Genomic DNA, 24,854 nt, shown 5'->3' on the forward strand with positions numbered 1-24,854 from the left:
CGTGCGGACCATCCACGCCGCGCCACTGCTGCGGCGCACCCTCGACGACCGGCCGGTCGCCGACACGGCGGTGCTGGTGACGGGGGACCGGATCGAGGCGGTGGCGCCGGCCGGCGAGCTGACGGCCGCGTACCCGGGGGTGCGGGTGCGTCGGTGGCCCGGCGTGCTCGGGCCGGCGCTGGTGCACGACGGGCCGCTGCCGCCCGCCCCCACCCCGCGCGAACGGGTGCACGCCCTGTTCGGGCTCGGGGCCGCCGCGGCGCTCGCCGACCAGGTGACCGACCCTGGCCTGCGGGCCGCCGCCGCCCGCAACGGGGTCGCGCTGCTGGCATCCGCGCGCCCGCCCGCGCTGGTCACCGGCGGCCGGGCCGACCTGGCCGTCTTCGCCGACGATGGGAGCTGCGTCGCCACGGTGGTCGCCGGCCGCCTCGTGCACCGCCGCGCCTGACCGCGACCGTCACCCTGGGGTGGGGGAACCGGCGTAGGTTGGGCTCATGCCTGTGCCGAGTGATCCGAATCCCCGCCTCCAGTCGTACGCCGACCCGCAGCGGCTCGTCACCACCGACTGGCTCGCCGAGCACCTCGGCGACGAGGGCCTCGTCGTGGTCGAGTCCGACGAGGACGTGCTGCTCTACGACACCGGGCACATCCCGGGCGCCGTGAAGGTCGACTGGCACACCGAGCTGAACGACCAGGTGACCCGGGACTACCTGGACGCGGCCAGCTTCGCCGAGCTGTGCGCCGCCAAGGGCATCGGCCGCGACGACACCGTCGTCTTCTACGGCGACAACTTCAACTGGTGGGCGGCGTACGCGCTCTGGGTCTTCTCCCTCTTCGGCCACGCCGACGTGCGGCTGCTCGACGGCGGCCGGCAGAAGTGGGCCGCCGAGGGGCGGGAGCTGACCCGCGAGAAGGTCACCCGGCCGCGCGCCGCGTACCCGGTGCCGGAGCGCAACGACGCGCCGATCCGGGCGTACCGGGAGCAGGTGATGGCGCACGTCGCCGCCGGCCGGCCGCTGGTGGACGTGCGCTCGCCGGGCGAGTACACGGGCGAGATGCTGCACATGCCGGACTACCCGCAGGAGGGCGCGCTGCGCGGCGGGCACATCCCGGGCGCGGTGAGCAAGCCGTGGAAGTCGGCGGCGAACGACGACGGCACGTTCAAGTCGGCCGACGAGCTGCGGGCGATCTACGCCGACCAGCTCGGGCTGAGCCCGTCCGACGACGTGGTGGCGTACTGCCGGATCGGGGAGCGGTCCAGCCACACCTGGTTCGTGCTGCACCACCTGCTCGGCTACCCGCAGGTGCGCAACTACGACGGCTCGTGGACCGAGTGGGGCAACCTGGTGCGGGCCCCCGTCGTGAAGGGCGACCAGCCGGGAGGCCTGGCCGACTGACCTTCTGTGGGCAATGTGCCGGATGCGCCGACACGGAGCCCGCCACCGGTGGAGCCTGCGAATGGGGCAGGACCCGCGACGGTGGCGAGGAGGCCATGTTGACCCTGGACCGCAGGCTCGTCGCGTTGCTCGTGCTGACCGCCGTGTCCCCGGCGGTGGAGGCCGCCGTCCTGGTCGCCATGGGCTTCGTGGCGGCCGAGGGGATCGCGCCCCAGGTGAGCGCGGTCTGGCCGTACGACACGTACCACGACCTGAGGTGGCTGTTCGTCTACCACCGGTCGTGGCCGGAGTTCGTCCTCTGGCTGGCCTACGTGGCGCTCACCCGGGGCGCGTTGACCACCGGCCTCGTCGCGCTGTCCTGGCCGGTCGAGGCGCCCCGGCCGCCCGTACGCCAGCTGTTGAAGCGCAACGTCGGTGTCTCCGTGGTGGTCACGGTCCTCGTCGTGCCGTGGGCGGTGATCTCGGTGGCCGCGTCGGTGGTGGCGCTGTCCTGGGTGCTGCTCGCGTCGCTGCTGCCGATGTTCCTGCTCGCGCCGTTCCTGCAACGGGCCGCCGCCGTCGGGCCATGGTGGCGGGGGTTGCCCTCGCTGCCCCTGGTCGGGTGGACGCTGCTGAACTTCGTGGTGCTCACGGTCGCCGGGGCGGTGGCGTGGAGCGTGCCCGGCTGGTGGACGGTGCCGGTGGCAGCGGCGGCGGGCGTGGTCAACGGCGTGCTGTGGAACCGGACGGTACGGGCGGCCGTGCTCGCTCCCCGGCTGCGGTGGGCCCGGGTGCCGGTGGCCCCGATCGTGGCCCTGCTGGCACTCGTCGTGCCGCTGCTGATCCCGACGCTGGTCAGCACGGTACCCGGCAACCAGCTGCGCACCGAGGACGTGCTGCTCACCCGGCCGCTGCCGCCGGAGGTCACCGAGGCGGTGGTGGTGCTGGCCGGCTACGGCTCCGCGTACGGGGGCGAGCAGCCGCGCGACCCGAGGGTGGAACGGTTCTCCTACCGAGGGCTGGGCTCCGACGGCAAACCCCTGCCCTACCGGCCACGGGACACCACCATCTCCGTGGCGGACAGCGCCGGGCTGCTCGCCGCGCAGGTGGACCGGCTGCACCGGCGTACCGGCCGGAAGGTGGCCCTGGTCGGGGAGAGCGAGGGGGCGATCGTGGCCCGCACCTACCTCGCCCGGCGGCCCCACCCGGCGGTCGACTCGCTGGTCATGTTCAGCCCGTTGATCAACGCCGGCCGGGCCTACTACCCGCCCCGTGGGCAGCGCCACGGGTGGGGAGTGGTCACCGGCTGGACGCTCCGAGCCATGTTCGGGCTGGGACGTCTCGCCGGTGCTCCGGGTAACGGGCCGGACGAGCCGTTCATCCGGTCGCTGCTCGACGACGCGCCGTTCTACCGCAACCAGCTCATGTGCCCGGTGCCCGGCGTGCGGATGGTCGCCTTCCTGCCGTACACGACGGCCGCCGAGGCGCCACCCGGCGACTACACCGGCATCCCGGTCTTCCAGACCCCGGGCGTGCACGGCGGCCTGCTCAACCGGACCCTGGTCCAGGACAGGCTGGTCAACTTCCTCGGCGGGGAGCCGATCCAGCGGACCCGGCGCGGGTATCCCCTGTTCCAGCGGCTCGGGGCGGCCTGGCAGGCGCCTCCGCTGGCGATCTCGGCCAACCCGGCGTGGGAGGAGAGCGAGCAGTCGGACCCGGCGTTGACCGGCAAGGTCTGCCAGCCGTCCCGGGAACCCCGGTAGCCCGGGCGGTCAGCCGGCGCTCGTCGGCGGCCGGGCACCAGGCGGCCGGGTAGTCAGGCGGGCGGGCGGTCAGCCGGTGCCGGGCGCCGCTGCCGCAGCACCAACCGGGCGGCGGCCAGCGCCGGCCCGAGGACGATCACCGCCCGGATCGGGTGGTACGTCAGCATCAGCAGGTGCGTCGCGACGGCGACGACGACGGCGAGCAGGGCGAGCCGGGTGGACCAGCGCCGACCCAGCGGGACGAGCGCCCCGGCCACCGCCAACAGCGCCCCGGCGGCGAGGTGCAGCCACGCCCAGCCGGTGATGTCGTAGTGGTACATCCCGCCGCCCTCGATGGAGACGTACGGGTCGCCGATCAGGTCGCCGACGCCGGCCAGCACGTCGAAGACGCCCGCCCCGCCGAGCAGGATCCCCGCCAGCACCAGCGGGCGCTCCTTCGTGCCGTCGTCGACCACCGTGCCCCCCGCCCGACCCGTTCCCGCTCCGGCGCGCGTCCCGGCCCTCACACTAGGGGCCGGACGACCGGGTGTCCGGCGATCGGGCCGAACGGGGGCAGCCGGGCGTCGGTGATCACCGGTACGGTGAGCGCCGGCATCGGACCGGGGAGCAGCAGCGTTGGACCGCACCTTCCAGGTCGACCTCCGAGGCGTGGTCGACCTGCTCAGTCATCACCTGTACGGCAGCCCACGGGTCTACGTCCGTGAGCTGATGCAGAACGCGGTCGACGCGATCACCGCACGGCGGGCGAGCGAGCCCGACGCGCCGGCGCTGGTGCGGATCTTCCCGCCCGAGCTGACCGGCGACGGGACGCTGCGGGTGCATGACACCGGCATCGGCCTCACCGAGGCGCAGGTGCACGAGCTGCTGGCCACCATCGGCCGCAGCTCCAAGCGCGACGAGCTGGGCTTCTCCCGGCACGAGTTCCTCGGCCAGTTCGGCATCGGGCTGCTCTCCTGCTTCCTGGCGGCCGACGAGATCCGGGTGGTCACCCGGCACGCCGACGAGCCGACGGTGCTCTGGACGGGCTACGCCGACGGCCGGTACGCCGTCGAGGTCGCCCCGGCCGGTCAGCAGCGCCCGGAGCCCGGGACGACGGTGACGCTGGTGCCGCGCCGCGACGCCGACCAGTGGTTCGGCACCGCGACCGTCACCGAGCTGGCCCGGCTCTACGGGTCGCTGCTGCCGGTCACCGTCCGGGTCGGCGACACGGTCACCACCACCGGCGGGCCGCCCTGGCCGACCGCGCCCGGCGCGGGCGTCGACCGGCCGGCCCTGACCCGCTACGCCCGGCAGCTGCTCGGCGTCGACCCGTTCGACGTGGTGCCGCTGTCGGTGCCGGAGGCCGGCCTGACCGGCGTCGCGTTCATCCTGCCGACCCCGGTGAACCCGGCGGCCCGCGCCGGCCACCGGGTCTACCTCAAGCGGATGCTGCTCACCGAGCACGCCGACGGGCTGCTGCCCGACTGGGCGTTCTTCGCCCACTGCGTGGTCGACGCCGGGGAGCTGCGGCCCACCGCCAGCCGCGAGGCGCTCTACGAGGACGCCCTGCTCACCGCCACCCGGGAGGCCCTCGGCGACCAGGTGCGCGGCTGGCTGGTCCGGCTGGCCCGGCACGACCCGCGCCGGCTCGGCGAGTTCCTCCAGGTGCACCACCTCGGCGTGAAGGCCCTCGCCGTGCACGACGACGAGATGCTGCGGCTGGTCGACCGGTGGTGGCCGATGGAGACCAACGTCGGCACCCTCACCCTGGCCGAGTTCCGGCAGCGCCACGGCCTGGTCCGGTACGCGGCCAGCCTGGACGAGTTCCGCCAGCTCGCCGCCGTCGCCGCCGCGCAGGACCTGGCGGTGGTCAACGCCGGGTTCACGTACGACGCGGAGCTGATCGAGCGGCTGCCGGCCGTCGACCGGTCGGTGCTCATCGAGCGGCTGGAGCCGAGCGACCTGACCACCCGCTTCGACGCCCTCGACCCGGCCGTCGAGCTGGCCCTGCGGCCGTTCCTCGCCGGGGCGCAGCGGGCCCTGGAACGGCTCGGCTGCGAGGTGGTGGTGCGGGCGTACGACCCGGTGTCGCTGCCGGCGCTCTACCTGGTCAGCCGCTCGGCGGCGTTCAACGACCAGCTCGCCGCGACCCGGGACGCCGCCGACGAGCTGTGGGGCGGGGTGCTCGACGCGCTCGCCGCGTCCGCCCCGCCGGACCGCCCGCAGCTCGTGCTCAACCACCGCAATCCGCTGGTCCGCCGGGTCACCACCCTCGACGACCCGGAGCTGGTCGGGCTCGCCGTCGAGGCGCTGTACGGGCAGGCCCTGCTGCTCGGGCACCACCCGATCCGCGCGGCCGACGCCGCGCTGCTGAACAGTTCCTTCCTCGGCCTGCTCGGCCGGGCCGTACCGGGACGGGAGAGTGGCACCGATGAGTGACGACGAGCTGTGGCGGATGCTGCACGAGAGCAGCGGCATGCCGTACGGCGCGGGGCGCACGGCCGCCCTGGAGCAGCTGCTGCGCCGCGCCGACAGCGGCGACGACCGGCACCTGGCGTTCGCCGTGCGGATGCAGGCCACCACCGCGTACGTCTACGGCGGCGAGCCGGCGAAGTCCTTCGTCACATTCTCGTGGTGCCTGGCCGAGTTCGACCGGGATCCGCAGCCCTACCACGAGCGCTACGCCCACCAGCTCCTCTGGCACTTCAAGTACATGGTCAACGCCATGCTGAAGTTCCCCGAGCTGCCGCTGGACCGCACGTACGCGGTGCTCGACGACATGCAGCGCCGGTACGCCAACGCGGGGCACAGCCTCCAGGCCGTGCACAAGCACCGCTACCTGGTCGCCGACCACGTGGGCGACGCCGAGGCCGCCGAGCGGTGGTACCAGGAGTGGCTGACCGCCCCGCGCGACGAACTGTCGGACTGCGCCGGCTGCGATCCCACCACCCAGGTCGCCCACCTCGCCCACGTGGGCCGGCACGACGAGGCGGTGGCGCTGGCCGAGCCGGTCCTCGCCGGCCGGCTGACCTGCACGGAGCAGCCGCAGGCGATCCTGACCGCGCTGCTGGTGCCCTACCTCCGCTCGGGGCGGGGCGACGCGGCGCGGGACGCGCACCGGGAGGCGTACCGGCGGCTGCGCGGCAACCTGTCGGACCTGTGGGACATCGGCGACCACGTCGAGTTCTGCACGCTGACCGGCAACGAGGCGCGGGCCGTGGAGATCGTCGAGCGGCACCTCGACTGGCTGGACCGCGCGCCCACCCCGGCCGCCGCGATGCACTTCGCGGCCACCGCCGCCGCCGCGCTGCGCCGCGCCGCCGGGGCCGGCGACGTCACCCTGCACCGGCGGGCGGCCGGCGATCGGCCGGCGGGCGAGGTGTCCGCCGCCGCGCTCGCCGCCGAGCTGACCGACACGGCGACCGCGCTGGCCGCGCGGTTCGACGCCCGAAACGGCACCACCCACCAGTCGGAGTGGATCGCCCGGCGGCTGGCCGCCGGCCCCGACGGCGAGCACCTGCCGCTGTCGGCGAGCCTCCGCCGTCGCCCGGCCCGCCGGCCCGAGCCGCCCGCGACCCCGGTTCCGGCGGCCACCGTGCCGGCCGGGGCCACCGCCGACGAGCTGCTCGACCTGGCAGACAACTGCTGGCGTACGCACGACCGGGCGGGGCTGGCCGCCGCGCTGGCCGCCTACGACGGGCGGTTCGGGGCGACCGGGCAGCCGCCCCGCACGGCGGCACGGCGGCTGGAGCTGCGGTCCGCCGAGCTGACCGACGCTGACGGCCCGCAGGCGGCGCAGGAGGCGAACCGGGCGGCGCTGGCCGCGTACCGGGAACTGCCGGACCCGGTGCGCGAGCAGGTGGTCGCCGGCCGGCTCGGCGCGCTGCTCTGCCTCACCGGCGACGGTGAGGAGGGGCTGGCGCTGGCGCAGGGGTCCGCCGACTTCTTCGCCGGGCACGACGACGCCCGGGAGCGGGCCGCCGCGTACGACCGGCTCGCTCTCGCGTTGGCGCACCTGCAGCGCTGGGAGGAGGCGCTGGCCGCCGCCGACCTGGCCGCCGCCGAGGCCGACGTCGACCCGTGGCTGGCCGCCCGGGTGGCGCTGCACCGCGCGCACGTGCTGGAGGAGCTGGAGCGGCCGGAGGAGTTCCGGGCGGCGGCCGAGCTGGCCCGCCGGCTCACCCGCGAGGTGGGCGTGGGCGAGCTGGTCACCGCCGCCACCCTGGCGTACGCGCGGGCGACGGACGACTCGGCCGAGCGGGTTGCCGCCTGCGACGAGGCGCTGGAGACGGCCCCGGCGCAGGCCCGGTTGCCGGTGCGGGTGTTCCGGGCGCGGGCCCTGCTGAGCGCGGACCGGGTGGCCGAGGCGGTGGAGGACTTCGCCGAGGCGGTGACCCTCTGCGTCGAGCAGGGCGCCGACGGGGACGCCTTCCTGCGCTGGGAGCTGGCGAACGCGTACCGGGCGGCCGGGCGGCCGGCGGAGGCGGCCGAGGTGGCGGAGGAGGCGGTGCTCGGGCTGGACCGGCTCGGGGCGCAGGCCGAGGCGGACCGCTGCCGGCACCTGCTGGCCGGGATCTACGTCGACCTCGGTGAGCTGGAGCCGGCGCTGGTCCTGCTGGACCAGCTCGCCCGCAACCTCGACGGGCCGGACAACCTGCCCCACCGGGCGCAGGTGCTGGAGGAGGCCGGCGGGCTGCTCTACGACGCCGACCGGGACGCGCTGGCCGCGCAGCGGTTCGCCGAGGCGGCCACCGCCTACCGGCTGGCCGGTGCGCCGGTCGACGAGCTGCGCGCCCGCCGCCGGGAGGCCGACGCCCTGAACTGGTCCGGGGACGTGCCGGCGGCGGTGCGTGCCGTCGAGGTGGTGGACGGGCTCGCCGCCGCGCTGACCGGTCGGCCGGAGGTGCCGCCGGTGGTGACGTACGAGGCGGCGCTCGCGGCGGAGGTCGGTGCCCGGGTGCTGGCCGCCGACGAACGGCCGGACGATGGCCTGGACCGGCTGGCCGGGGTGCCGGCCCGGCTGCGGTCGATCGAGGCGTTCGGCGAGGCGGCCCGGGTGGAGCTGCTCGGCGGCGAGCTGCTGGTGCGCGCCGGCCGGCCGGGCGAGGCGGAGCCGCTGCTGCGGAACGTGCTCGGCGGCCTGCCCCCGGGCTCCCGGCCGGCGTCCCAGGCGGCGTGGCTGCTCGCCCGGGTGCTCGACGAGCTGGGCCGCCCGGACGAGGCGGCGGCGGTCCGGGCGGAGCACGGCCTGGGCGACGACGACGACTGACGGGGCGACGGCGGCTGCCAGCGCGACGGCGGCTGACGGGGCGACGACGGCTGGCGGGGGCCGACCGGCGGGTAACCTAGGCGTCCGGGCGGGTCTAGGCTTGCCGGGTGACGGTGGAACAGCGGGCACGGGGAGCGGCGGGCGGCGTGGCGGGCACTGGCAAGCGACGGTCCCGACGGGACGAGATCCTGGAGATCGCGGTCGGGCTCTTCGCCGCGCGGGGCTACCACGGCGTGTCGATGGACGACATCGGCGCGGCGGCGGGCGTCACCGGCCCTGCCCTCTACCACCACTTTGCCGGCAAGGAGGCGATGCTGGCCGCCGCGCTGATCCCGGTCAGCGAGGGTTTGCTCGACGGCGGGCGGGAACGGGTCACCGGCCGTTCCGACGACCCGCGCGGGGTGCTGGAGTCGCTGATCGACTTCCACGTCGAGTTCGCGCTGGCCAACCCGGCCGTGATCGCCCTGCACCTGCACGAGCTGGACCGGCTGCCGGACGAGCCGCGCCGCCGCATCCGCCGGCTTCAGCGGCTCTACGTGGAGCAGTGGGTGACGGTGCTGACCGCCCTGCACCCGGGCCTGCCCGACGGCGAGGCGCGGGTGCTGGCGCACGCCGCGTTCGGCCTGATGAACTCGACGCCGTTCCTCGGCGGCGAGGTGGACCGGCAGCGGCGGGCCGCGCTGCTGCGCGCCGCCACGCTGGCCGCCCTCCTGGCCGAGGCCGACGCCTAGCCCGCTCCGGGCGGTCGGTGGCGCTCGGTCCCGTGGGGGTGGGTCGGGGAGAGCCAGCCGAGGAAACGGGCGTGCATCGTGGCCTTGTCGGGCCGGCCGCCGAGCCGGTACATGTCGTCCATGGCATCCCGCATCGCGGCGGCCAGATAGAACGCGAGCGCGACGCTGTGGCCGTGGAACTCGGTGGGCAGGTCGAGCCGCGCGGGCGGGCAGGGCCACTGGGCGGCGCAGACCCGACAGAGCCAGGCGGGACGCATCGGTAGGTGCCGGCGGGGCATCACGGCACCAACGCGGGGCACCAGCGAACCCGGGCGGGGCATCAGCGCACCCGGGCCGGGCTCGTGCCCGGGGCGGGCGCGGCCTGCCGCAGGGCGACGGCGAGCCGGTGCAGCCCCTCGCGCAGCACGAACAGTTCGCGCTTGGCGACGGCGTCGCCCCGGGCGTCCAGCTCGTACGCCTCGATCCACGTCCAGCCGTGGTAGGTGTGCCGGTCCCGCACCTCGCGGATGACCCGTACGGTGATCGGCTTGACGAATTGCGGGCTCGCGGCGCGGGTCAGGTGCAGCACGTCGCCCGGGTCGATCGGTTGGCCGGTCACCGCCGCCTCCCGGTCCGGGCGGTTGCCGGCGCGGTGGGTCCTGCTCGGTTCGGCATCTGCTTCCCCTGTCCGTGGCCGTTGGAGAGGGGGCCGCCCGCGCTTGGTGCGCAGGACCGACCGGGCGGCCCCCTCGACGAACGCGGGCCGGGGCTCCGTTGCCCGCCAACCCACGCCGTCCCACAAACAACCTGTCGCATAGTGACAGGACCCAAACACATCGTTACGTTAGGACTTCCGGACGTTCGGGACGCTAAGGCAGGAGAAGCTGTGAACCATGGCTTAATCGCGGCCATGACCCAAGCCGGCGAGACCGCAGAGAGCCTCGCAGCTCAGGTAGGTGTGGACCCAAAGACCGCTCAGCGGTGGGTGAGCAAGGGGCGCATTCCGAGGCCGCAGCGTCGCTCTCAGCTCGCGGCCATCCTCGGCCGGGACGTAGAGGACCTTTGGCCGGATGTGCTGAAGCGTCGTGAGCCGGCGTGGTTCCGGCCGTGGGTGGAAATCGAGCGCGAGGCCGTTTCGCTGCGCGGATTTCAGCTCGCCTGGGTGCCGGGCCTTCTGCAGACCGAGGCATATGCGCGGGCGACGGTCGAAGGCGAGGGCCTGTCGCCATCCGAGGTCGACGAGTTGGCGGCGACGCGGCTCGCTCGGCAGGCGATTCTGCGACGGCACGGCGGCCCGCTGTACGTCGCCGTCATCGACGAGGGCGTCCTCCATCGCGCCCGCCCCGGTGCCCGCGAGCTGATGGCGGCGCAGGTGGAGCGCCTGGTGGAGTGCGCGCAGCTTCCCTCGGTGCAGATCCACATCGTGCCGGCTTCCGCCGGGATGTACCCGGGCTTCGGCGGCCCGTTCACTCTCGCCGAGTTGCCTGACGGGGCGCGGGTGGCCTATGTCGACAGTCAGGCGCAGGCGCAGATTCTGGAGCAGGGGGCGGACCTTGTTACCCTGGAGCGACGGTGGGAACGCATCCGGGGCGAAGCCCTGTCTCGGTCGCAGTCTCTGGACCTCTTGAGGGAAGCAGCGGCAGCATGGACGTGAGCGACGCGCGGTGGCGTAAGTCCACGAAGAGCGGCAACAACCAGGGCGACTGCGTCGAGGTCGCCGACAACCTGCCCGGCGTCGTTCTCGTCCGTGACACGAAGGACCGCGACGGCGGCACCCTCTCCTTCTCGCCGGCCTCGTGGCGCGGCTTCGTCGAGCTGGCGAAGCGCACCGCCTGACCCGCTCGCCCCGCAGCACCCTCGTCGCGCAGCACCCTCGTCCCGCAGCCCTTCGACCCGCAGGCCCTCCGCATCCGCCGGGGGCCTGTTCTGTGTCCGCAGCAGCTCGACACGGGCCGCTGAATCCGCCCCGCCGCCACGCGCTTGACTCGTGGCCGGCCCGTCACCCATGGTTCCCTGGCATCGTCCCCACCCCTGGACGCTGGAGGAGAACATGATCGAATCGCTGCTGGTGGCCAACCGCGGCGAGATCGCCCGTCGGATCATCCGAACCGCGAACCGGCTCGGAATCCGCGCGATCGCTGTCCACTCGGAGGCCGACGCCGGCCTGCCGTTCGTGACCGAGGCCGACGAGGCCGTCTGTGTGGGGCCGGCGAACCCGGCCCAGAGCTACCGGAACGTCGAGGCCCTCCTCGCCGCCGCCAAGTCGACCGGCGCGCAGGCGATCCACCCCGGTTACGGCTTCCTGTCGGAGAACGCCGACTTCGCCCGTACCGTCGAGAGCAGTGGGCTGATCTGGGTCGGACCCGGTGCCGACGCGATCTCCGCGATGGGCGACAAGATCAACGCCCGGAACCTGATGGCGGCGGCCGGCGTGCCGGTCGCGCCCGGCACCACCGAACCGGCCGCCGACCTGGACGCGGCGGTCGCCGCCGCCGCGGAGATCGGCTACCCGGTGATGGTCAAGGCCGCGGCGGGCGGCGGCGGCATGGGCATGGGCGTGGCCGCCGACGAGGCGGCGCTGCGCACCGAGTACGACAAGGTGCGCGCGTTCGCCGAGCGGATGTTCGGCGACGGGTCTGTGCTGATCGAGCGGTACTTCCCCCGGGTGCGTCACGTCGAGGTGCAGATCCTCGGCCTGGCCGACGGCCGGGTGGTGGCGCTCGGCGAGCGGGAGTGCTCGGTGCAGCGGCGCAACCAGAAGCTCGTCGAGGAGTCCCCGTCCCCGGCGGTCTCGCCGGAGCTGCGCGCGCGCCTCCTGGCCGCCGCCGTGCGGGCCGGCGAGGCGGTCGGCTACCGCAACGCGGGCACGGTGGAGTGCCTCTTCGACCCCGCCACGCAGGAGTTCTTCTTCCTGGAGATGAACACCCGGCTCCAGGTCGAGCACCCCGTCACCGAGCTGGTCTACGGCGTCGACTTGGTGGAGGAGCAGCTCCGGGTGGCCGCCGGCCTCGCGCCGACGTTCGACCCGGACGCGCTCGCCCCGCGCGGCCATGCCATCGAGCTGCGGATCAACGCCGAGGACCCGAAGCGCTTCCTGCCCGGCCCCGGCGTGATCACGACATGGCGCGAGCCGGCCGGCGAGGGCGTGCGGGTCGACTCCGGCTACGTCGACGGCAACACGGTCACCCCGTTCTACGACAGCCTGCTGGCCAAGCTGATCGTCAACGGCCGCGACCGGGCGGAGGCGATCGAGCGGGCCCGCGCGGCGGTCGCCGCGTTCGAGGTGGCCGGCCCCAAGTGCAACCTGCCGTTCTTCGCCGAGCTGTTGGAGAACGAGGAGTTCCTCTCCGGCGACTACGACACGGGCATCGTCACCCGCATGCGCTGACCGCCGTTCCGCCTCGCCGTTCCACCCGCCGTTCCGCCTCGGTGATCAAGAGGTTTGCGTCAGGATCCGGCATGCCCGGTGACGCAAACCTCTTGGTCAACTTCGCAGGCCGCCCAGGCGGCAGGGGGCGGGGCGGGTCGGCCTGGCGGTGGGGCTCGGGGGTCTGGTTGTCTGGAGGGACCATTGGTCGTCCGGCGTCGTCCCGTCGGCCGCCCTCACGAGGGGCGGCGGCGCGTGCGGTACCCCCGGCGGCCCGACGTCACAGCGAGGTGACCATGAGCCAGATGCCAGCGGCGGTCTCGATCCGGGAGGTCGGGCCGCGCGACGGACTCCAGAACGAGGAGCCCATTCCGACCGAGGCCAAGGTGCGGTTGATCGACGCGCTCTCCGGCACCGGCGTGCGCCGCATCGAGGCGGTGTCGTTCGTGCACCCCAAGGCGATCCCGCAGATGGCCGACGCGGACGAGGTGTGGCGGCGGGCAGCGAAGGTCGACGGGGTGCGCTACTCGGCGCTGGTGCCGAACACCCGGGGCGCGCAGCGGGCCCTGGCGGCCGGGTTCACCGAGATCGAGGTGGTGGTCTCGGCCAGCGACACGCACAACCGGCGCAACGTCAACCGGTCCACCGCCGAGTCGCTCGACGACATCGCCGAGCTGATCGACCTGCTGCACGGTGCCGGGGCAACCGCCGAGGTGATCGTGGCGACCAGCTTCGGCTGCCCGTACGAGGGGGACGTCGACCCGGCGCGGGTCGCCGGCATCGTCGACCGGGTGGTCCGCGACGGCGCGGACCGGGTCGCGTTCGGTGACACCACGGGCATGGGCACGCCGCGCCGGGTCCGCGAGCTGATCAGCGCGGTACGCGACCGCAACGCGCACGTTCCCGTGCTGCTGCACTTCCACAACACCCGGGGCACGGCGCTGGCCAACCTGCTGACGGCTCTGGAGCTGGGGGTGACCGAGTTCGACGCCAGCGTCGGCGGCCTCGGCGGCTGCCCGTACGCGCCGGGGGCCAGCGGCAACCTGGCCACCGAGGAGGCGGTGCACATGCTGCACGACATGGGCATCGACACCGGCATCGACCTGGCGGCCCTCGTCGAGGTGGCGGAGCTGGCCGAGGAGCTGCTCGGCAAGAAGCTCCCCTCCGGCGTCCTGCGGGCGGGCCCGCGCACCCGGCTGACCCCCCTGCCGGCCTGACCGACCGGGAGGCGGCAGGGCCGGCTGGACGCGGCGGAGGGGCCGGCGCGCTGCCGGCCCCTCCGGTGTTCCCGCTCGGTCAGCTCACCGGGGCGAGTGCGGCGGGCCAGCTGTCCTGGAAGACGGTCGACCCGCTGTCGGCGCCCCGCTCGGTGGCGCTGCGGGTGCCGGCGAACAGGCTGGTCACCCGGTTCGCCTCGGCGGTGCTCGGGTACGGGTTGGTGCAGCTCGTGCCGGCGCTGCCGCCGGACATCAGGATCGCGCAGTTGCCGTTGTAGTTGTCGGGCAGACCGAGGATGTGCCCGATCTCGTGGGTCATGATCCGCAGCGGGCTGTACTGGGCGGCCTGCTGGGTGTCGATGTAGACCCGCCCGTTGCCGAGGCTGGTCCGCACGGCGTACGAGCCGCCGCCGGTGATCTGGTAGATCCGGAGGTTGGTGCCGCAGTTCGCGGTCAGCGTCAGGTTCGACGTGGCGTTGTTCCAGATCGTGGCGGCCTGGTTGGCGATGCTGGCGTAGCTCGGGGCCTGGCTGGTGTTGTAGCAGATGGTCATGGCAGCGGACGCGGGCGACGGGTTGGCGAGGGTGACGCCGAGGGTCGCACCGGCCGTCGCGACCGTCGCGACCAGGGTCCGGCTGATTCGTGAGGCCATCGCTGACTCCTATTCGGGAGGGGGTGTCGGGAGCCTAACGAGAATCATCTACGCATTTCAATATTTGGATCACGATCGGTCGGTCGACGGCGTGTCGGGGCGTCCGGTTCCGCCCCGGGGTCGCCGATCGGGCGGCGGGTGGGATACCCTAACGATCGTTCAGGGTGGTCGGCGTGCCCGTGCGGCGGGCCGGCACGGTGGCGGCAATGGGGAGTCGGCGTGACGCTCGACGGTGAGGCACTGGAGCAGCTACGCAAGCGCGCGAAGGCCGGCGGTGCGGACAAATACCACGCGGCCAACGCCGCCAAGGGCAAGCTCTTCGCCCGCGAACGGGTGGCGCTCCTGGTCGACGAGGGCTCGTTCGTCGAGGACGGCCTCTACGCCAACGCCCTGGCCGAGGGCCTGCCCGCCGACGGCGTCGTCACCGGCACCGCCACCATCGACGGCCGGCCGGTCTGCCTGATGGCCAACGACTCCACGGTCAAGGCGGGCAGCTGGGGCGCGCGTACCGTCGAAAAGATCATCCGGATCATCGAGCGGGCCTACTCGACCGGCGTGCCGATGGTCTACCTGGTCGACTCGGCCGGCGCGCGGATCACCGACCAGGTCGACCTGTTCCCCGGCCGGCGCGGTGCCGGGAAGATCTTCTGGAACCAGGTCCGCGCCTCCGGCTCGATCCCGCAGGTGTGCGCCCTGTTCGGGCCGAGCGCGGCCGGCGGGGCCTACATCCCGGCGTTCTGCGACGTGGTGGCGATGGTCGACGGCAACGCCAGCATGTATCTCGGCTCCGACCGGATGGTCGAGATGGTGACCGGCGAGAAGACCACCCTGGAGGCGATGGGCGGGGCGCGCGTGCACTGCGCCGAGTCCGGCGTCGGGCACTTCCTCTGCAAGACCGAGGCCGAGGCGCTCGACGTGGTCCGCCGCTACCTGTCCTACCTGCCGGCCAACTGGACCCAGCCGCCGCCGGCCGCCGAGGCGACGCCCGCGCCGGCCAAGGCCGACCTGGCCGCGCTGGTGCCGGCCAGCGAGCGGCAGGCGTTCGACATGCGCCGGTACGTCAAGGGCCTGCTCGACGACGGCAGCTTCTTCGAGATCCAGGCGCTCTGGGCCAGGGAGCTGACCATCGGCTTCGGCCGGCTCGACGGCGAGGTCGTCGGCGTCGTCGGCAACAACTCGATGTTCAAGGGCGGCGTGCTCTTCGTCGACTCGGCCGACAAGGCGACCCGGTTCGTGCAGCTCTGCGACGCGTTCAACGTGCCGCTGCTGTTCCTGTCCGACGTGCCCGGGTTCATGGTGGGCAGCGCGGTGGAGAAGCAGGGCATCATCCGGCACGGGGCCAAGATGATCACGGCGATCTCCGAGGCGACGGTGCCGAAGATCTGCGTGGTGGTCCGCAAGGCGTACGGCGCGGGCCTCTACGCGATGGCCGGCCCCGGCTTCGAGCCCGACGCGACGATCGCCCTGCCCACCGCGAAGATCGCGGTGATGGGGGCGGAGGCCGCCGTCAACGCCGTCTACGCCAACAAGATCGCGGCCATCGCCGACGAGGCGGAACGGGCCGCCTTCGTCGCCGCCAGGCGCGCCGAGTACGAGCGCGACATCGACGTCGTCCGCCTGGCCAGCGAGCTGGTCGTCGACACGATCGTCGAGCCGCACGAGCTGCGCGCCGAGCTGGTCCGCCGGTACGCCGCCGCCCGCACCAAGGACCGGCACTTCTCCCGCCGCCGCCACGGCGTCACCCCGGTCTGACCCGCCGCGCCGGGGCCGGCACCGCCACCGCGACCCCCCGGGCCACCACCGCGACGCTCCCACCAGCACAGCGACGCCCCCACCAGCACAGCGACGGCCACCACCGACGGCCACCACCGCTACCCAGGACCACCCACCCCGTCGGCGTCACGAGCGCCCGACGGAGGACTGCGTACAGGAGGAATCGATGGACTTCCGGCTCACCGAGGAGCAAGAGGCGCTGCGGTCCAGCGTGCGGGACTTCGCCCGCGAGGTGGTCGCCCCGGTCATCGCCGAGCACTACGAGAAGCACACCTTCCCGTACGAGGTGATCCGGCAGATGGGCAAGATGGGCCTGTTCGGCCTGCCCTTCCCCGAGGAGCACGGCGGCATGGGCGGCGACTACTTCGCGCTCTGCCTGGCCCTGGAGGAGTTGGCGCGGGTCGACTCCAGCGTGGCGATCACCCTGGAGGCGGCCGTCTCCCTCGGCGCGATGCCGATCTTCCGCTTCGGCACGGCCGAGCAGCGGGAGCGGTGGCTGCCGAGGCTGCTCAGCGGCGAGGCGCTGGCCGGCTTCGGCCTCACCGAGCCCGGCACCGGGTCGGACGCGGGCGGCACCCAGACCCGGGCCGTCCTCGACGAGTCCACCGACGAGTGGGTGATCAACGGCTCGAAGGCGTTCATCACCAACTCGGGCACCGACATCACCGCCCTGGTCACGGTCACCGCCGTCACGGGCACCCGGCCGGACGGGTCGAAGGAGCTTTCCACGATCATCGTCCCGTCGGGCACCCCCGGGTTCACGGTCGCGCCGGGCTACTCGAAGGTCGGCTGGACCGCCTCGGACACCCACGAGCTGACCTTCGACGACTGCCGGGTGCCGGCGGCCAACCTGCTCGGCGAGCGGGGCCGGGGCTTCGCCCAGTTCCTGCGCATCCTCGACGAGGGCCGGATCGCCATCGCCGCCCTGGCCGTCGGCCTCGCCCAAGGCTGCGTCGACGAGTCGATCAAGTATGCGAGCCAGCGCCAGGCGTTCGGCCAGCCGATCGGCAACTACCAGGCCATCCAGTTCAAGATCGCCGACATGGAGCTGAAGGCGCACACCGCCCGCCTGGCCTACTACGACGCCGCCGCCCGGATGCTGGCCGGCGAGCCGTTCAAGCGGCAGGCGGCGATCGCCAAGCTGCACGCCAGCACGGTCGCCGTGGACAACGCCCGCGAGGCGACCCAGATCCACGGCGGCTACGGCTTCATGAACGAGTACCCGGTGGCCCGGTTCTGGCGCGACTCGAAGATCCTGGAGATCGGCGAGGGCACCAGCGAGGTCCAGCGCATGATCATCGCCCGCGACCTCGGCCTGTGAAAGGAAGGGCCCCCTATTAACGCCTGAGGTAGAGAAGGGTCCCCCTCTCACGCCGGTAAACTCCCGCGTGCAGCGCTGTCGGATATTTGTGCCGGTCAGCGTCGGCAGGGCGACGGTTGGCTGACGACAGTCAGACCCGATCCGTACCCTTCCTGCCCATGGCTCCCGATCATGGCCGTCCGCCGGGCGCGGACGGTCGTACCGGATTGTCCGCCCTGCTGCGCGCGCACCGGCACGCCGCCGGCCTCACCCAGGCCGAGCTGGCCGCCCGCGCCGGGGTCGGGGTGCGGACGGTCCGTGACCTGGAGCGGGGCCGGTCCGCGCGGCCGCAGCGGACCACCGTCGACCTGCTGGCCGGTGCCCTCGGCCTCGCCGGGCCCGTCCGCGCGGCGTTCGTCGCCGCCGCCCGGGGGGCGGCCCCGGCCGACCCCGCCCGCGCGGCCGACGAACCACCCGCCGCCCCGCCGCCGTCGGTTCCCCACCCGGTCGGTGCCGGGCCGTCGTCGGCTGCCCACCCCGGGGGTACGCCGATCGCGCTCCCGCCGCCCGTCGAGCTGATCGGCCGGGAGCGGGACGTCGCCGAACTCGTCGAGCTGCTCACCGCCGACCACGGCCCGTCCGTGGTCAGCCTGGTCGGGCTGGCCGGGGTGGGCAAGACGGCGCTGGCCCTGGCGGTCGCCCACGCCGTGGCCGGGCGGGCGCCGGGCGAGGTCGCCGGGGTGCTCGTCGGGGAGGGCTCGGACCCGGCCGACGTGCTCTCCGCCGCGGCGGCGGCCTTCGGCGCGGCCCGTGCGTCCGACCTCGCGGTGCGACTGGCCGCCCGTCCGGCGCTGCTGCTGATCGACGCGGTGGAGCGGGCGCCCGACCCGGTGGCCGGGGCGCTGCACCGGCTGGCGGGGGCGGTGCCCACGCTGCGGGTGCTGGTCACCGGGCGGCACCCGGTCGGTGTGCCCGGCGAGCGCGTCTGGCCCGTACCGCCGCTGGACGTGCCGCCGCCCGAGCTGGACCCGGCCGGGCCGGCCGTCCTGGCCGGCTACCCGGCGGTGGCGCTGTTCACGGCGCGGCTGGCCCGGGTGCGGCGGGAGCCGCCGGACCCGGCCGAGCTGCCGGCCCTCGCCGCGCTGGCCCGCCGGCTGGGTGGGCTGCCCCTCGCCATCGAGCTGATGGCCGCCCGGGGGCGCATCCTCGACCTCAACGAGCTGCTCGACCGGTACGGCGACCGGGTCCTCGACCTCGCTACCTCGCCGGCCCAGCGGCCCGGGCCCGGGTGGACGCCGGGGGGTGGGGCGACGGTCACCCTGCGGGACGCGGTGGCCGCCAGCTACCGCCTCCTCGCCCCGGACGAGCGGGCCGCCCTGCGTCGGCTCTCCGTGTTCCGCAACCGGTGGTCCGTGGAGCTGGCCGAGGAGATGCTGGCCGACGACGCCGACCCGGAGGGCACGGTCTCGATCGACCCGGTGCCGCTGCTGGACCGGTTGCTCCAGCTCGGCCTGCTCAGCGTCCGGGGGACCGGTCCGTTCCGGTTCCGGCTGCTCGACGCGGTGCGGGAGTTCGCCGCCGAGCAGGCCATCGGCGCCGGGGAACGGTGCGACGTCCGGCGGCGGCACGCGGAGGTCTTCGCGCGGCTGGTGGCCCGGACGGCCCCCGACCTGGCCGGCCCGCAGCTGACCTCGGCGGTGCGCCGGCTGGACGAGGCGACCGCCGACATCACCGCCGCGCTGGCCCACGCCGCCGTCGACGACCCGTCGACCGCGCTCCGGCTGGCCGTCGGGCTGGCCCGCTGGTGGCGGTTCCGGGGCCGGGACGTCGTCGGGCGGCAGTGGCTGCGGCGGCTGCTGGCCGACCCGCGCACCGCCGCCGCCGATCCGGGGCTGCGCGCCCGTGCGGTGCTGGGCGCGGCCCGGCTCGCCGTCGAGCACGGCGCGGCGGAGCAGGAGCTGCCGGCGGCCCGGGACGCCTGGGCCATCCTGCACCGGGCCGGCGACGTGGCCGGGGAGCTGGAGGCGCGGGCGGTGCTCTGCGCGCTGCTGGGGGCGACCGGGGGGCACGACGAGGCGCGCGACCAGGCCGCCGCCGTGCTCGTCCTGGCCACCCGGCACGGGCGGCTGCGCGACATGGCCGTGGCGCAGCACAGCCTCGCCTGGCACGACGTCCGGGTGGGCGACCTGGCCGGGGCGCGGCGTCGCCTGGCCGCCATGGACCGGCTGGCCGCCCAGTCCGGCGAGCGGCGGCTGCGCGTGTTGGCCCGGGCCGACCTGGCCGAGGTCACCCGGCTGGAGGGCCGGTACGCCGACGCCGTGGAGCAGGGTCGCCGGGTGGCCGCCGGGCTGGTGGAGGTCGGCGACCCGGGGCACCGTCGGCGGGCCCTCGGCACGATCGGCCTGGCGCTGGCCCAGGACGGGCGTCCCGACGAGGCGGCCGAGGTGCTGGCGGGTCTGCGCACCTGCGCGGCCGGTGACGCGGCGCTCGGTGCCGAGCCGCTGCGCGGCCGGCCGGGGGAGGCCCGGTTCGAGGACGGGATCTGCGCGCTCATCGAGGCGAACATCGCCCTGCACCGGGCCGACGGTGAGCTGGCGGCCGAGTGGTTCGCCGCCGCAGCGGAGGGAACCGTCGCCGGTCAGGACCGGCGGGACCTGGTGGAGGCGCTCGTCGGGCTCGCGGCGAGCACCCGGGACGCGGGCGTGCTCGACCGCCTCGACGCCGCCTGTCGGCAGAACGGGATCAGCCTGCTGCCCCGGGAGGATGCGCTGCTGGCACCGCTGCGGCGGCCCGGCCGACCCGAGTCGACCGGGCGTGCCCGGGAATGTTGACGCGGGGGCGGCGCGAGCGAAGAAGCCCCCTGGTTTTACCCCTCGCTCATCGCTCGCGCCGGCACCCCCCGGTGCGCCCCCGCTGGGAGAACAGTAGCCACCCCCGGCGGTGTGACTTGTCTGCTTAATCCGGTTTGTTGTCGGCGGGTGGGCGGTTCTGCCGGTCTTTCTGCCGGTGCCTCCGGCCCGTCCGCCGGGCGGTCAGGAGGAGGCGGCTTCCGTCGGGACCGGGTCGGTGCTGCCGGCGGTCGCGCCCGGATGCACCGCATCGCGTACGCGGCGCAGGCCGTGGAGGAGGGCGCGCAGCTCCTCCGGCTCCAGTTGGCCGATGAACCACTCCTCGATGATCCGCAGGTGCCCGGGGAGGGTCTGGTCCAGCCGCTGCAACCCGGCGGCGGTGACCACCGCGTACGAGCTGCGCCGGTCGGACGGGCAGGCCCGGCGGCAGAGCAGGCCGTCACGTTCCATCCGGTCCACCACCCGGGTCACCCCGCTGGTGGAGAGCGAGGTCTGCGCGGCCAGGTCGGTCATGCGCAGCTGGTTGCCCGGCGAGCGGGCGAGGCGGGTGAGCACCTCGAACTCGACCGGAGAGAGCCCGTGCTCCTCGTACTGGGCGGCGAACCGGGCCGACAGCCCGGCGTGCGCCTCGACGAGGAGACCGACGGCGGTGATCCGGGGGTCGTCGAACACGTTCTGGTCCACGAGTTCATCATAGCAATACTTGACACACGGAATATTGCTCTGTCTATAGTTGCTCGGTCAGTCGTTGGGCCACTGAACAATCTCTCCTGGAGGACAGCACCATGACCAGCAGCAACGGATCGGTTACCCGCGAGTGGGAGGGCCTCACGATCCCGGCGGCCGGCACCTACCTGCTGGACGTCGCCCACAAGCGGGTCGGGTTCGTCGCCCGGCACATGATGGTCAGCAAGGTGCGCGGCGAGTTCGCCGACGCGACCGCCACCATCACCATCGCCGAGGACCCGATGCAGTCCTCGGTCTCCGCGACCATCCAGGCCGCCAGCATCAGCACCGCCCAGGCCGACCGGGACGGCCACCTGCGCAGCCCCGAGTTCCTGGACGCCGAGGCCTTCCCGACCCTGGAGTACCGCAGCACGGGCGTGAAGTCCCGGGACGGCAACGAGTTCGTCCTCACCGGCGAGCTGACCATCAAGGGCGTGACGCGTCCGGTGGAGCTGGAGGTCGAGTTCGAGGGCGTCGGCCGCAGCCCGTTCGGCCAGGACATCTTCGGCTTCTCCGCCAGCACCGAGATCGACCGCGAGGACTTCGGCCTCACCTGGAACGTCGCCCTGGAGACCGGCGGCGTGCTGGTCGGCAAGAAGATCAAGATCGAGATCGAGGGCGAGGGCGTCCGCCAGGCCTGACCGCCCCGCTCCACGAGACCCGGGCCCGCGTCGCACCAGCCGACGCGGGCCCGCGGCCGTTCCGCCGGAGTCCCTTCGGCGGGAGCGTGCGAATTGTCACGGTCGGCCCCTTCGCGGGGGCGATGGCGCGCGCCCCCACCTGGGTAGAGAGGCGGTCGGGAGCGCGTTCCAGGCCGGTCGCGGTCGCCGCAGAGGTGACCGTCCGGCGTCGGCCTCTGGCCCGGCGCGGGGGGTGCTTTTACCGTAGAAGGTTCACAATGTGCGCTGCGGGCGGCAGGCCCCGCCGCGCCTCGCGCCGGGAGGACACATGGGCAGGGACGTCGAGCAGGGCGCCTTCTCCCGAGAGGACAGGCTCCACTACCGGCAGAAGGTCCGGAGGTGCCTGGACGTCTTCGCGTTGATGCTGGACGACTTCGGCTTCGACGCCGACCGGCCGATGACCGGGCTGGAGATCGAGCTCAACCTGATGGACCCGGCCGCCGAGCCGGCGATGCGCAACGACGAGATCCTCGCGGACATCGCCGACCCGCTCTTCCAGACCGAGTTGGGGCGGTTCAACCTGGAGCTGAACGCCGAGCCCCGGCTCATCGAGGGCGCCGGCTTCGCCGACTACGAGCGTGACCTGCGCAGCAGCCTGGACCGGGCCGACGCGCGGGCGGCGTCGTCCGACGCGCGGATCGTCCTGGTCGGCATCCTGCCCACACTGACCGAGCGGCACCTGGTGGCCGACAACCTCTCCACCGCCGCCCGGTACCGGGTGCTCAACGACCAGATCGTCGGCGCCCGGGGCGAGGACATCGAGCTGGACATCCGCGGCGTCGAACGGCTCCGGACGCACACCGACTCCATCGCGCCGGAGGCCGCCTGCACGAGCCTCCAGTTCCACCTCCAGGTCGCCCCGGACAGCTTCGCCGACTACTGGAACGCCTCCCAGGCCATCGCGGGTGTCCAGGTGGCCGTCGGGGCGAACTCCCCCTACCTGTACGGCCGGCAGCTCTGGGCCGAGACCCGGATCGCCCTGTTCCAGCAGGCCACCGACACCCGCCCCGACGAGCTGAAGGCCCAGGGCGTACGCCCCCGGGTCTGGTTCGGCGAGCGCTGGATCACGTCGATCTTCGACCTGTTCGAGGAGAACGTCCGCTACTTCCCGCCGCTGCTGCCGATCTGCGAGGACGAGGACCCGGTCGAGGTCCTGCACGCCGGGGGCGTGCCCGAGCTGGCGGAACTCCGGCTGCACAACGGCACGGTCTACCGCTGGAACCGGCCCGTCTACGACATCATGAACGGCCGGCCCCACCTGCGCGTGGAGAACCGGGTGCTGCCCGCCGGCCCGACCGTGGTCGACATGCTCGCGAACGCCGCCTTCTACTTCGGCCTCGCGCGGGGCCTGGCCGAGGCGGACCGGCCGATCTGGAGCCAGCTCACCTTCAGCTCCGCCGAGGAGAACTTCCACGCCGCCGCCCGGCGCGGGATGGACGCCGTCCTGCACTGGCCGCGCCTCGGGGACGTGCCGGTGACCAAGCTGGTGCTCGACACCCTGCTGCCGACGGCGGCCACCGGGCTGGACCGCTTCGGCGTCGCGCCCGCCGAGCGGGACCGCCTGCTCGGCATCATCGAGCAGCGCTGCCGCACCGGCCGCAACGGCGCGGTCTGGCAGACCGAGACGGTCTGGGCGGCCGAGCACCACCGGGGCCTGGAACGCGACGCGGCCCTGCACCACATGGTGCAGCGCTACGCGGAGTTGCAGCGGAAGAACGAACCGGTGCACACCTGGCCGGTCGACTGACCGACCCACCACCTCGCCGGCGGCCGGACCACCACCCCGCCGGCACAAGGTTGATCACGCCGGCTGGTCGGCCTCCGTGTCGACCAGCCGGGCCGGCCCGGGGCCGGTCGTCGCGGTCGCCTCCCCGGCCTCCCCGGCCTTTCCGGCGGCACCGGAGCGCTGCCGGGGCAGCACGGCCGGCGCGGCGGAGCCGCGTCCGCCCGTCGTCGGCTTCGAGGACCCGGCCGCCTGCCCCGCGAGGTCGCGCCCGGCGCTCCGGCGGGTCGCGGAGCGCTGGGCGAGCGCCGCCGTCAGCACCGAGCCGGCGAAACCCACCACCACGGCGTACGGGGCGACCAGGTGCGCCGACACCTGCTCCCGGCCGAGCGTGCTCAGGCCGGGCACGACCAGCAGGTACGCCAGCGCGACGAGGACCGGCCCGGCCCCGCCGGAGGCCGCCGCCCCGAGCCGGTGCTCCGCCGACCGGGCGGCACGCCGCGCGCCCAGCGCCCCGATCAGCAGCGCCGAGCCGAGCGCCAGCGACGCGCCGGGCCAGTAGAACCAGTCCCGGATCCAGAAGTCGGGCCGGTCGGCGCTGAGCTGCCAGATCCCGAGCTGGGCGGTGGTCAGCCCGCGCCCGGCGAGCACCCCGTCCACCACGGCGACCACGGCGAGAAGCCAGAGCCAGCCGGCGGTGGCGATCACGTTGGCCGCCGCAGCGGGCGAGCGCAGCGCCCAGACCGCCACGAGCAGCCCGAGGAACAGGCCCATTCCGGCGTACCCGGCGGCCATGGCCTGCGGTGCGGCGACGCCGGGCACGCCCGCCATCCGTGCCGGCACGGCCACCAGCAGCACGGTGACCAGCGCGCCGACCGCAGCGGCCAGCGCCAGCGCGAGCGCTCCCGCCGGCCGGGGCGGGCCGGTCGGCCGGGGCGGGCCGGTCGGCCCCGGCCCGGCGACCGGGTCGACGGCGTCGACCACGTCGGGTCCCCGGTCGGCCACGTCCGGCCCGCGGGCGGAGGCCGGTGCCGGGGCGGCCGAATCCGTAGCGGCGGCCGGTGCCGGGGTGCCCGGCGCCGGAGCCGGCTCCGGGGCGGCCGGCTCGGCGGTGGCAGTGGGCTCGGCAGTGGCGGTGGCAGTGGGCTCCGCGGTAGCGGTCGGCTGGGCAGCGGCGGTGGGCTCCGCATCGGTCGTGACCCCGTCCGGGGCGGTCGCGGCCCGGTCTGCTGACCGGGCCACGGGACGCCGTAGCCGCTGGGCGCAGACCGCGCCCGCGATCGTCGAGGTGGCCGAGATCCAGGTCGCCCACGCGAGGCTCGCCACCCACGCCGCCTCGCCCGCGTCGACGCCCGACGCCGACCAGTTGATGATGCCCAGCCCGTAGCCGAAGCCCAATTGGGCGGCGCCCGCGCCGGCAGCGACACCGATCGCGGTGGCGATCGATCCTCCCCAGCCCCGTCTGGCCAT

Annotated in this window: 21 protein-coding genes; 15 read left to right on the forward strand and 6 right to left on the reverse strand. The window is 74.4% G+C overall.

Annotated features, from left to right (window positions below; all coding sequences use genetic code 11):
• Position 1: 1 nt before the first annotated feature.
• The 3 genes from GA0070558_RS04570 to GA0070558_RS04580 all read left to right on the forward strand — a co-directional run bounded on the left by GA0070558_RS04570 (position 2) and on the right by GA0070558_RS04580 (position 3,139).
• Entirely contained in the window at positions 2–448 is a 447-nt protein-coding gene (locus GA0070558_RS04570) for an imidazolonepropionase-like domain-containing protein (protein ID WP_091276060.1), read from the forward strand.
• 46 nt (positions 449–494) lie between these two features.
• The gene (locus GA0070558_RS04575; RefSeq protein ID WP_091276064.1) at positions 495–1,397 is read left to right on the forward strand and encodes a sulfurtransferase; all 903 of its coding nucleotides are present in this window, start codon (positions 495–497) and stop codon (positions 1,395–1,397) included.
• A gap of 95 nt (positions 1,398–1,492) precedes the next feature.
• Entirely contained in the window at positions 1,493–3,139 is a 1,647-nt protein-coding gene (locus tag GA0070558_RS04580) for an esterase/lipase family protein (RefSeq protein ID WP_091276067.1), read from the forward strand.
• A gap of 53 nt (positions 3,140–3,192) precedes the next feature.
• Here GA0070558_RS04580 and GA0070558_RS04585 read toward each other — a convergent pair whose 3' ends face one another.
• On the reverse strand, positions 3,193–3,594 hold the full coding sequence (locus GA0070558_RS04585) for a DUF7144 family membrane protein (RefSeq protein WP_091276071.1): 402 nt from the start codon (positions 3,592–3,594) through the stop codon (positions 3,193–3,195).
• Between the two features lie 160 nt (positions 3,595–3,754).
• Here GA0070558_RS04585 and GA0070558_RS04590 point away from each other — a divergent pair, with 160 nt between their 5' ends.
• The 3 genes from GA0070558_RS04590 to GA0070558_RS04600 all read left to right on the forward strand — a co-directional run bounded on the left by GA0070558_RS04590 (position 3,755) and on the right by GA0070558_RS04600 (position 9,118).
• Complete coding sequence (locus GA0070558_RS04590; protein ID WP_091276074.1) at positions 3,755–5,557, forward strand: HSP90 family protein; 1,803 nt, start codon at positions 3,755–3,757, stop codon at positions 5,555–5,557.
• Positions 5,550–8,387: a hypothetical protein gene (locus tag GA0070558_RS04595; protein WP_091276081.1), complete on the forward strand. Its 2,838-nt coding sequence runs from the start codon at positions 5,550–5,552 to the stop codon at positions 8,385–8,387. Before GA0070558_RS04590 ends, GA0070558_RS04595 begins: the two co-directional genes overlap by 8 nt.
• A gap of 107 nt (positions 8,388–8,494) precedes the next feature.
• Positions 8,495–9,118, forward strand: a complete 624-nt coding sequence (locus GA0070558_RS04600) for a TetR/AcrR family transcriptional regulator (RefSeq protein WP_091276085.1) — start codon at positions 8,495–8,497, stop codon at positions 9,116–9,118.
• On the opposite strand, the gene GA0070558_RS04605 is transcribed toward GA0070558_RS04600, so the two are convergent.
• Both GA0070558_RS04605 and GA0070558_RS04610 read right to left on the reverse strand, forming a co-directional pair.
• Positions 9,115–9,438 carry a hypothetical protein gene (locus tag GA0070558_RS04605; protein ID WP_176734102.1) on the reverse strand — a complete coding sequence of 108 codons (324 nt, stop codon included), beginning with the start codon at positions 9,436–9,438 and terminating at the stop codon, positions 9,115–9,117. The two genes, GA0070558_RS04600 and GA0070558_RS04605, sit on opposite strands and share 4 nt — an antisense overlap.
• Entirely contained in the window at positions 9,438–9,716 is a 279-nt protein-coding gene (locus tag GA0070558_RS04610; RefSeq protein ID WP_256091764.1) for a hypothetical protein, read from the reverse strand. Before GA0070558_RS04610 ends, GA0070558_RS04605 begins: the two co-directional genes overlap by 1 nt.
• A 267-nt stretch (positions 9,717–9,983) precedes the next feature.
• On the opposite strand from GA0070558_RS04610, the gene GA0070558_RS04615 reads away from it, so the two are divergent.
• From GA0070558_RS04615 to GA0070558_RS04630, 4 genes are all read left to right on the forward strand, one after another.
• A complete protein-coding gene (locus GA0070558_RS04615) occupies positions 9,984–10,751 on the forward strand; it encodes a helix-turn-helix domain-containing protein (RefSeq protein WP_074475696.1) in 768 nt (255 codons plus the stop codon).
• A complete protein-coding gene (locus tag GA0070558_RS04620) occupies positions 10,742–10,933 on the forward strand; it encodes a DUF397 domain-containing protein (RefSeq protein ID WP_091276089.1) in 192 nt (63 codons plus the stop codon). Before GA0070558_RS04615 ends, GA0070558_RS04620 begins: the two co-directional genes overlap by 10 nt.
• Before the next feature lie 214 nt (positions 10,934–11,147).
• Positions 11,148–12,485 carry an acetyl-CoA carboxylase biotin carboxylase subunit gene (locus tag GA0070558_RS04625; RefSeq protein ID WP_091276092.1) on the forward strand — a complete coding sequence of 446 codons (1,338 nt, stop codon included), beginning with the start codon at positions 11,148–11,150 and terminating at the stop codon, positions 12,483–12,485.
• Positions 12,486–12,760: 275 nt separating this feature from the next.
• Positions 12,761–13,681 (forward strand): hydroxymethylglutaryl-CoA lyase, encoded by a 921-nt coding sequence (locus GA0070558_RS04630; RefSeq protein WP_091276289.1) that lies wholly within the window; start codon positions 12,761–12,763, stop codon positions 13,679–13,681.
• Positions 13,682–13,760: 79 nt separating this feature from the next.
• Here GA0070558_RS04630 and GA0070558_RS04635 read toward each other — a convergent pair whose 3' ends face one another.
• A complete protein-coding gene (locus GA0070558_RS04635; protein WP_091276095.1) occupies positions 13,761–14,333 on the reverse strand; it encodes a snapalysin family zinc-dependent metalloprotease in 573 nt (190 codons plus the stop codon).
• A gap of 219 nt (positions 14,334–14,552) precedes the next feature.
• Between GA0070558_RS04635 and GA0070558_RS04640 the strand changes: the two genes are divergently transcribed.
• The 3 genes from GA0070558_RS04640 to GA0070558_RS04650 all read left to right on the forward strand — a co-directional run bounded on the left by GA0070558_RS04640 (position 14,553) and on the right by GA0070558_RS04650 (position 20,237).
• Positions 14,553–16,085 (forward strand): acyl-CoA carboxylase subunit beta, encoded by a 1,533-nt coding sequence (locus GA0070558_RS04640; protein WP_091276099.1) that lies wholly within the window; start codon positions 14,553–14,555, stop codon positions 16,083–16,085.
• A gap of 187 nt (positions 16,086–16,272) precedes the next feature.
• The gene (locus GA0070558_RS04645) at positions 16,273–17,427 is read left to right on the forward strand and encodes an acyl-CoA dehydrogenase family protein (protein WP_091276101.1); all 1,155 of its coding nucleotides are present in this window, start codon (positions 16,273–16,275) and stop codon (positions 17,425–17,427) included.
• Positions 17,428–17,585: 158 nt separating this feature from the next.
• Entirely contained in the window at positions 17,586–20,237 is a 2,652-nt protein-coding gene (locus GA0070558_RS04650; protein ID WP_091276103.1) for an ATP-binding protein, read from the forward strand.
• Between the two features lie 201 nt (positions 20,238–20,438).
• Here GA0070558_RS04650 and GA0070558_RS04655 read toward each other — a convergent pair whose 3' ends face one another.
• Positions 20,439–20,939, reverse strand: a complete 501-nt coding sequence (locus GA0070558_RS04655; protein WP_091276105.1) for a MarR family winged helix-turn-helix transcriptional regulator — start codon at positions 20,937–20,939, stop codon at positions 20,439–20,441.
• A 101-nt stretch (positions 20,940–21,040) separates the two neighbouring features.
• Here GA0070558_RS04655 and GA0070558_RS04660 point away from each other — a divergent pair, with 101 nt between their 5' ends.
• On the forward strand, positions 21,041–21,622 hold the full coding sequence (locus GA0070558_RS04660; RefSeq protein WP_091276108.1) for a YceI family protein: 582 nt from the start codon (positions 21,041–21,043) through the stop codon (positions 21,620–21,622).
• 307 nt (positions 21,623–21,929) lie between these two features.
• Entirely contained in the window at positions 21,930–23,408 is a 1,479-nt protein-coding gene (locus tag GA0070558_RS04665; RefSeq protein WP_077935406.1) for a glutamate-cysteine ligase family protein, read from the forward strand.
• Between the two features lie 54 nt (positions 23,409–23,462).
• Here the strand turns inward: GA0070558_RS04665 and GA0070558_RS04670 are convergent, their stop codons facing one another.
• Entirely contained in the window at positions 23,463–24,854 is a 1,392-nt protein-coding gene (locus GA0070558_RS04670) for a hypothetical protein (RefSeq protein ID WP_141722163.1), read from the reverse strand.

The sequence above is a fragment of the Micromonospora haikouensis genome (genome assembly GCF_900091595.1).
GTDB classification, from domain to species: domain Bacteria; phylum Actinomycetota; class Actinomycetes; order Mycobacteriales; family Micromonosporaceae; genus Micromonospora; species Micromonospora haikouensis.

Bases quoted from the DNA above. Each gene is read 5' to 3' on its own strand.
- GA0070558_RS04645 (WP_091276101.1), top strand. From the start codon at position 16,273: ATGGACTTCCGGCTCACCGAGGAGCAAGAGGCGCTGCGGTCCAGCGTG.
- GA0070558_RS04635 (WP_091276095.1), bottom strand. From the start codon at position 14,333: ATGGCCTCACGAATCAGCCGGACCCTGGTCGCGACGGTCGCGACGGCC.
- GA0070558_RS04665 (WP_077935406.1), top strand. From the start codon at position 21,930: ATGGGCAGGGACGTCGAGCAGGGCGCCTTCTCCCGAGAGGACAGGCTC.
- GA0070558_RS04625 (WP_091276092.1), top strand. From the start codon at position 11,148: ATGATCGAATCGCTGCTGGTGGCCAACCGCGGCGAGATCGCCCGTCGG.
- GA0070558_RS04660 (WP_091276108.1), top strand. From the start codon at position 21,041: ATGACCAGCAGCAACGGATCGGTTACCCGCGAGTGGGAGGGCCTCACG.
- GA0070558_RS04670 (WP_141722163.1), bottom strand. From the start codon at position 24,854: ATGGCCAGACGGGGCTGGGGAGGATCGATCGCCACCGCGATCGGTGTC.
- GA0070558_RS04650 (WP_091276103.1), top strand. From the start codon at position 17,586: ATGGCTCCCGATCATGGCCGTCCGCCGGGCGCGGACGGTCGTACCGGA.
- GA0070558_RS04595 (WP_091276081.1), top strand. From the start codon at position 5,550: ATGAGTGACGACGAGCTGTGGCGGATGCTGCACGAGAGCAGCGGCATG.
- GA0070558_RS04620 (WP_091276089.1), top strand. From the start codon at position 10,742: ATGGACGTGAGCGACGCGCGGTGGCGTAAGTCCACGAAGAGCGGCAAC.
- GA0070558_RS04605 (WP_176734102.1), bottom strand. From the start codon at position 9,438: ATGCCCCGCCCGGGTTCGCTGGTGCCCCGCGTTGGTGCCGTGATGCCC.
- GA0070558_RS04630 (WP_091276289.1), top strand. From the start codon at position 12,761: ATGAGCCAGATGCCAGCGGCGGTCTCGATCCGGGAGGTCGGGCCGCGC.
- GA0070558_RS04580 (WP_091276067.1), top strand. From the start codon at position 1,493: ATGTTGACCCTGGACCGCAGGCTCGTCGCGTTGCTCGTGCTGACCGCC.
- GA0070558_RS04575 (WP_091276064.1), top strand. From the start codon at position 495: ATGCCTGTGCCGAGTGATCCGAATCCCCGCCTCCAGTCGTACGCCGAC.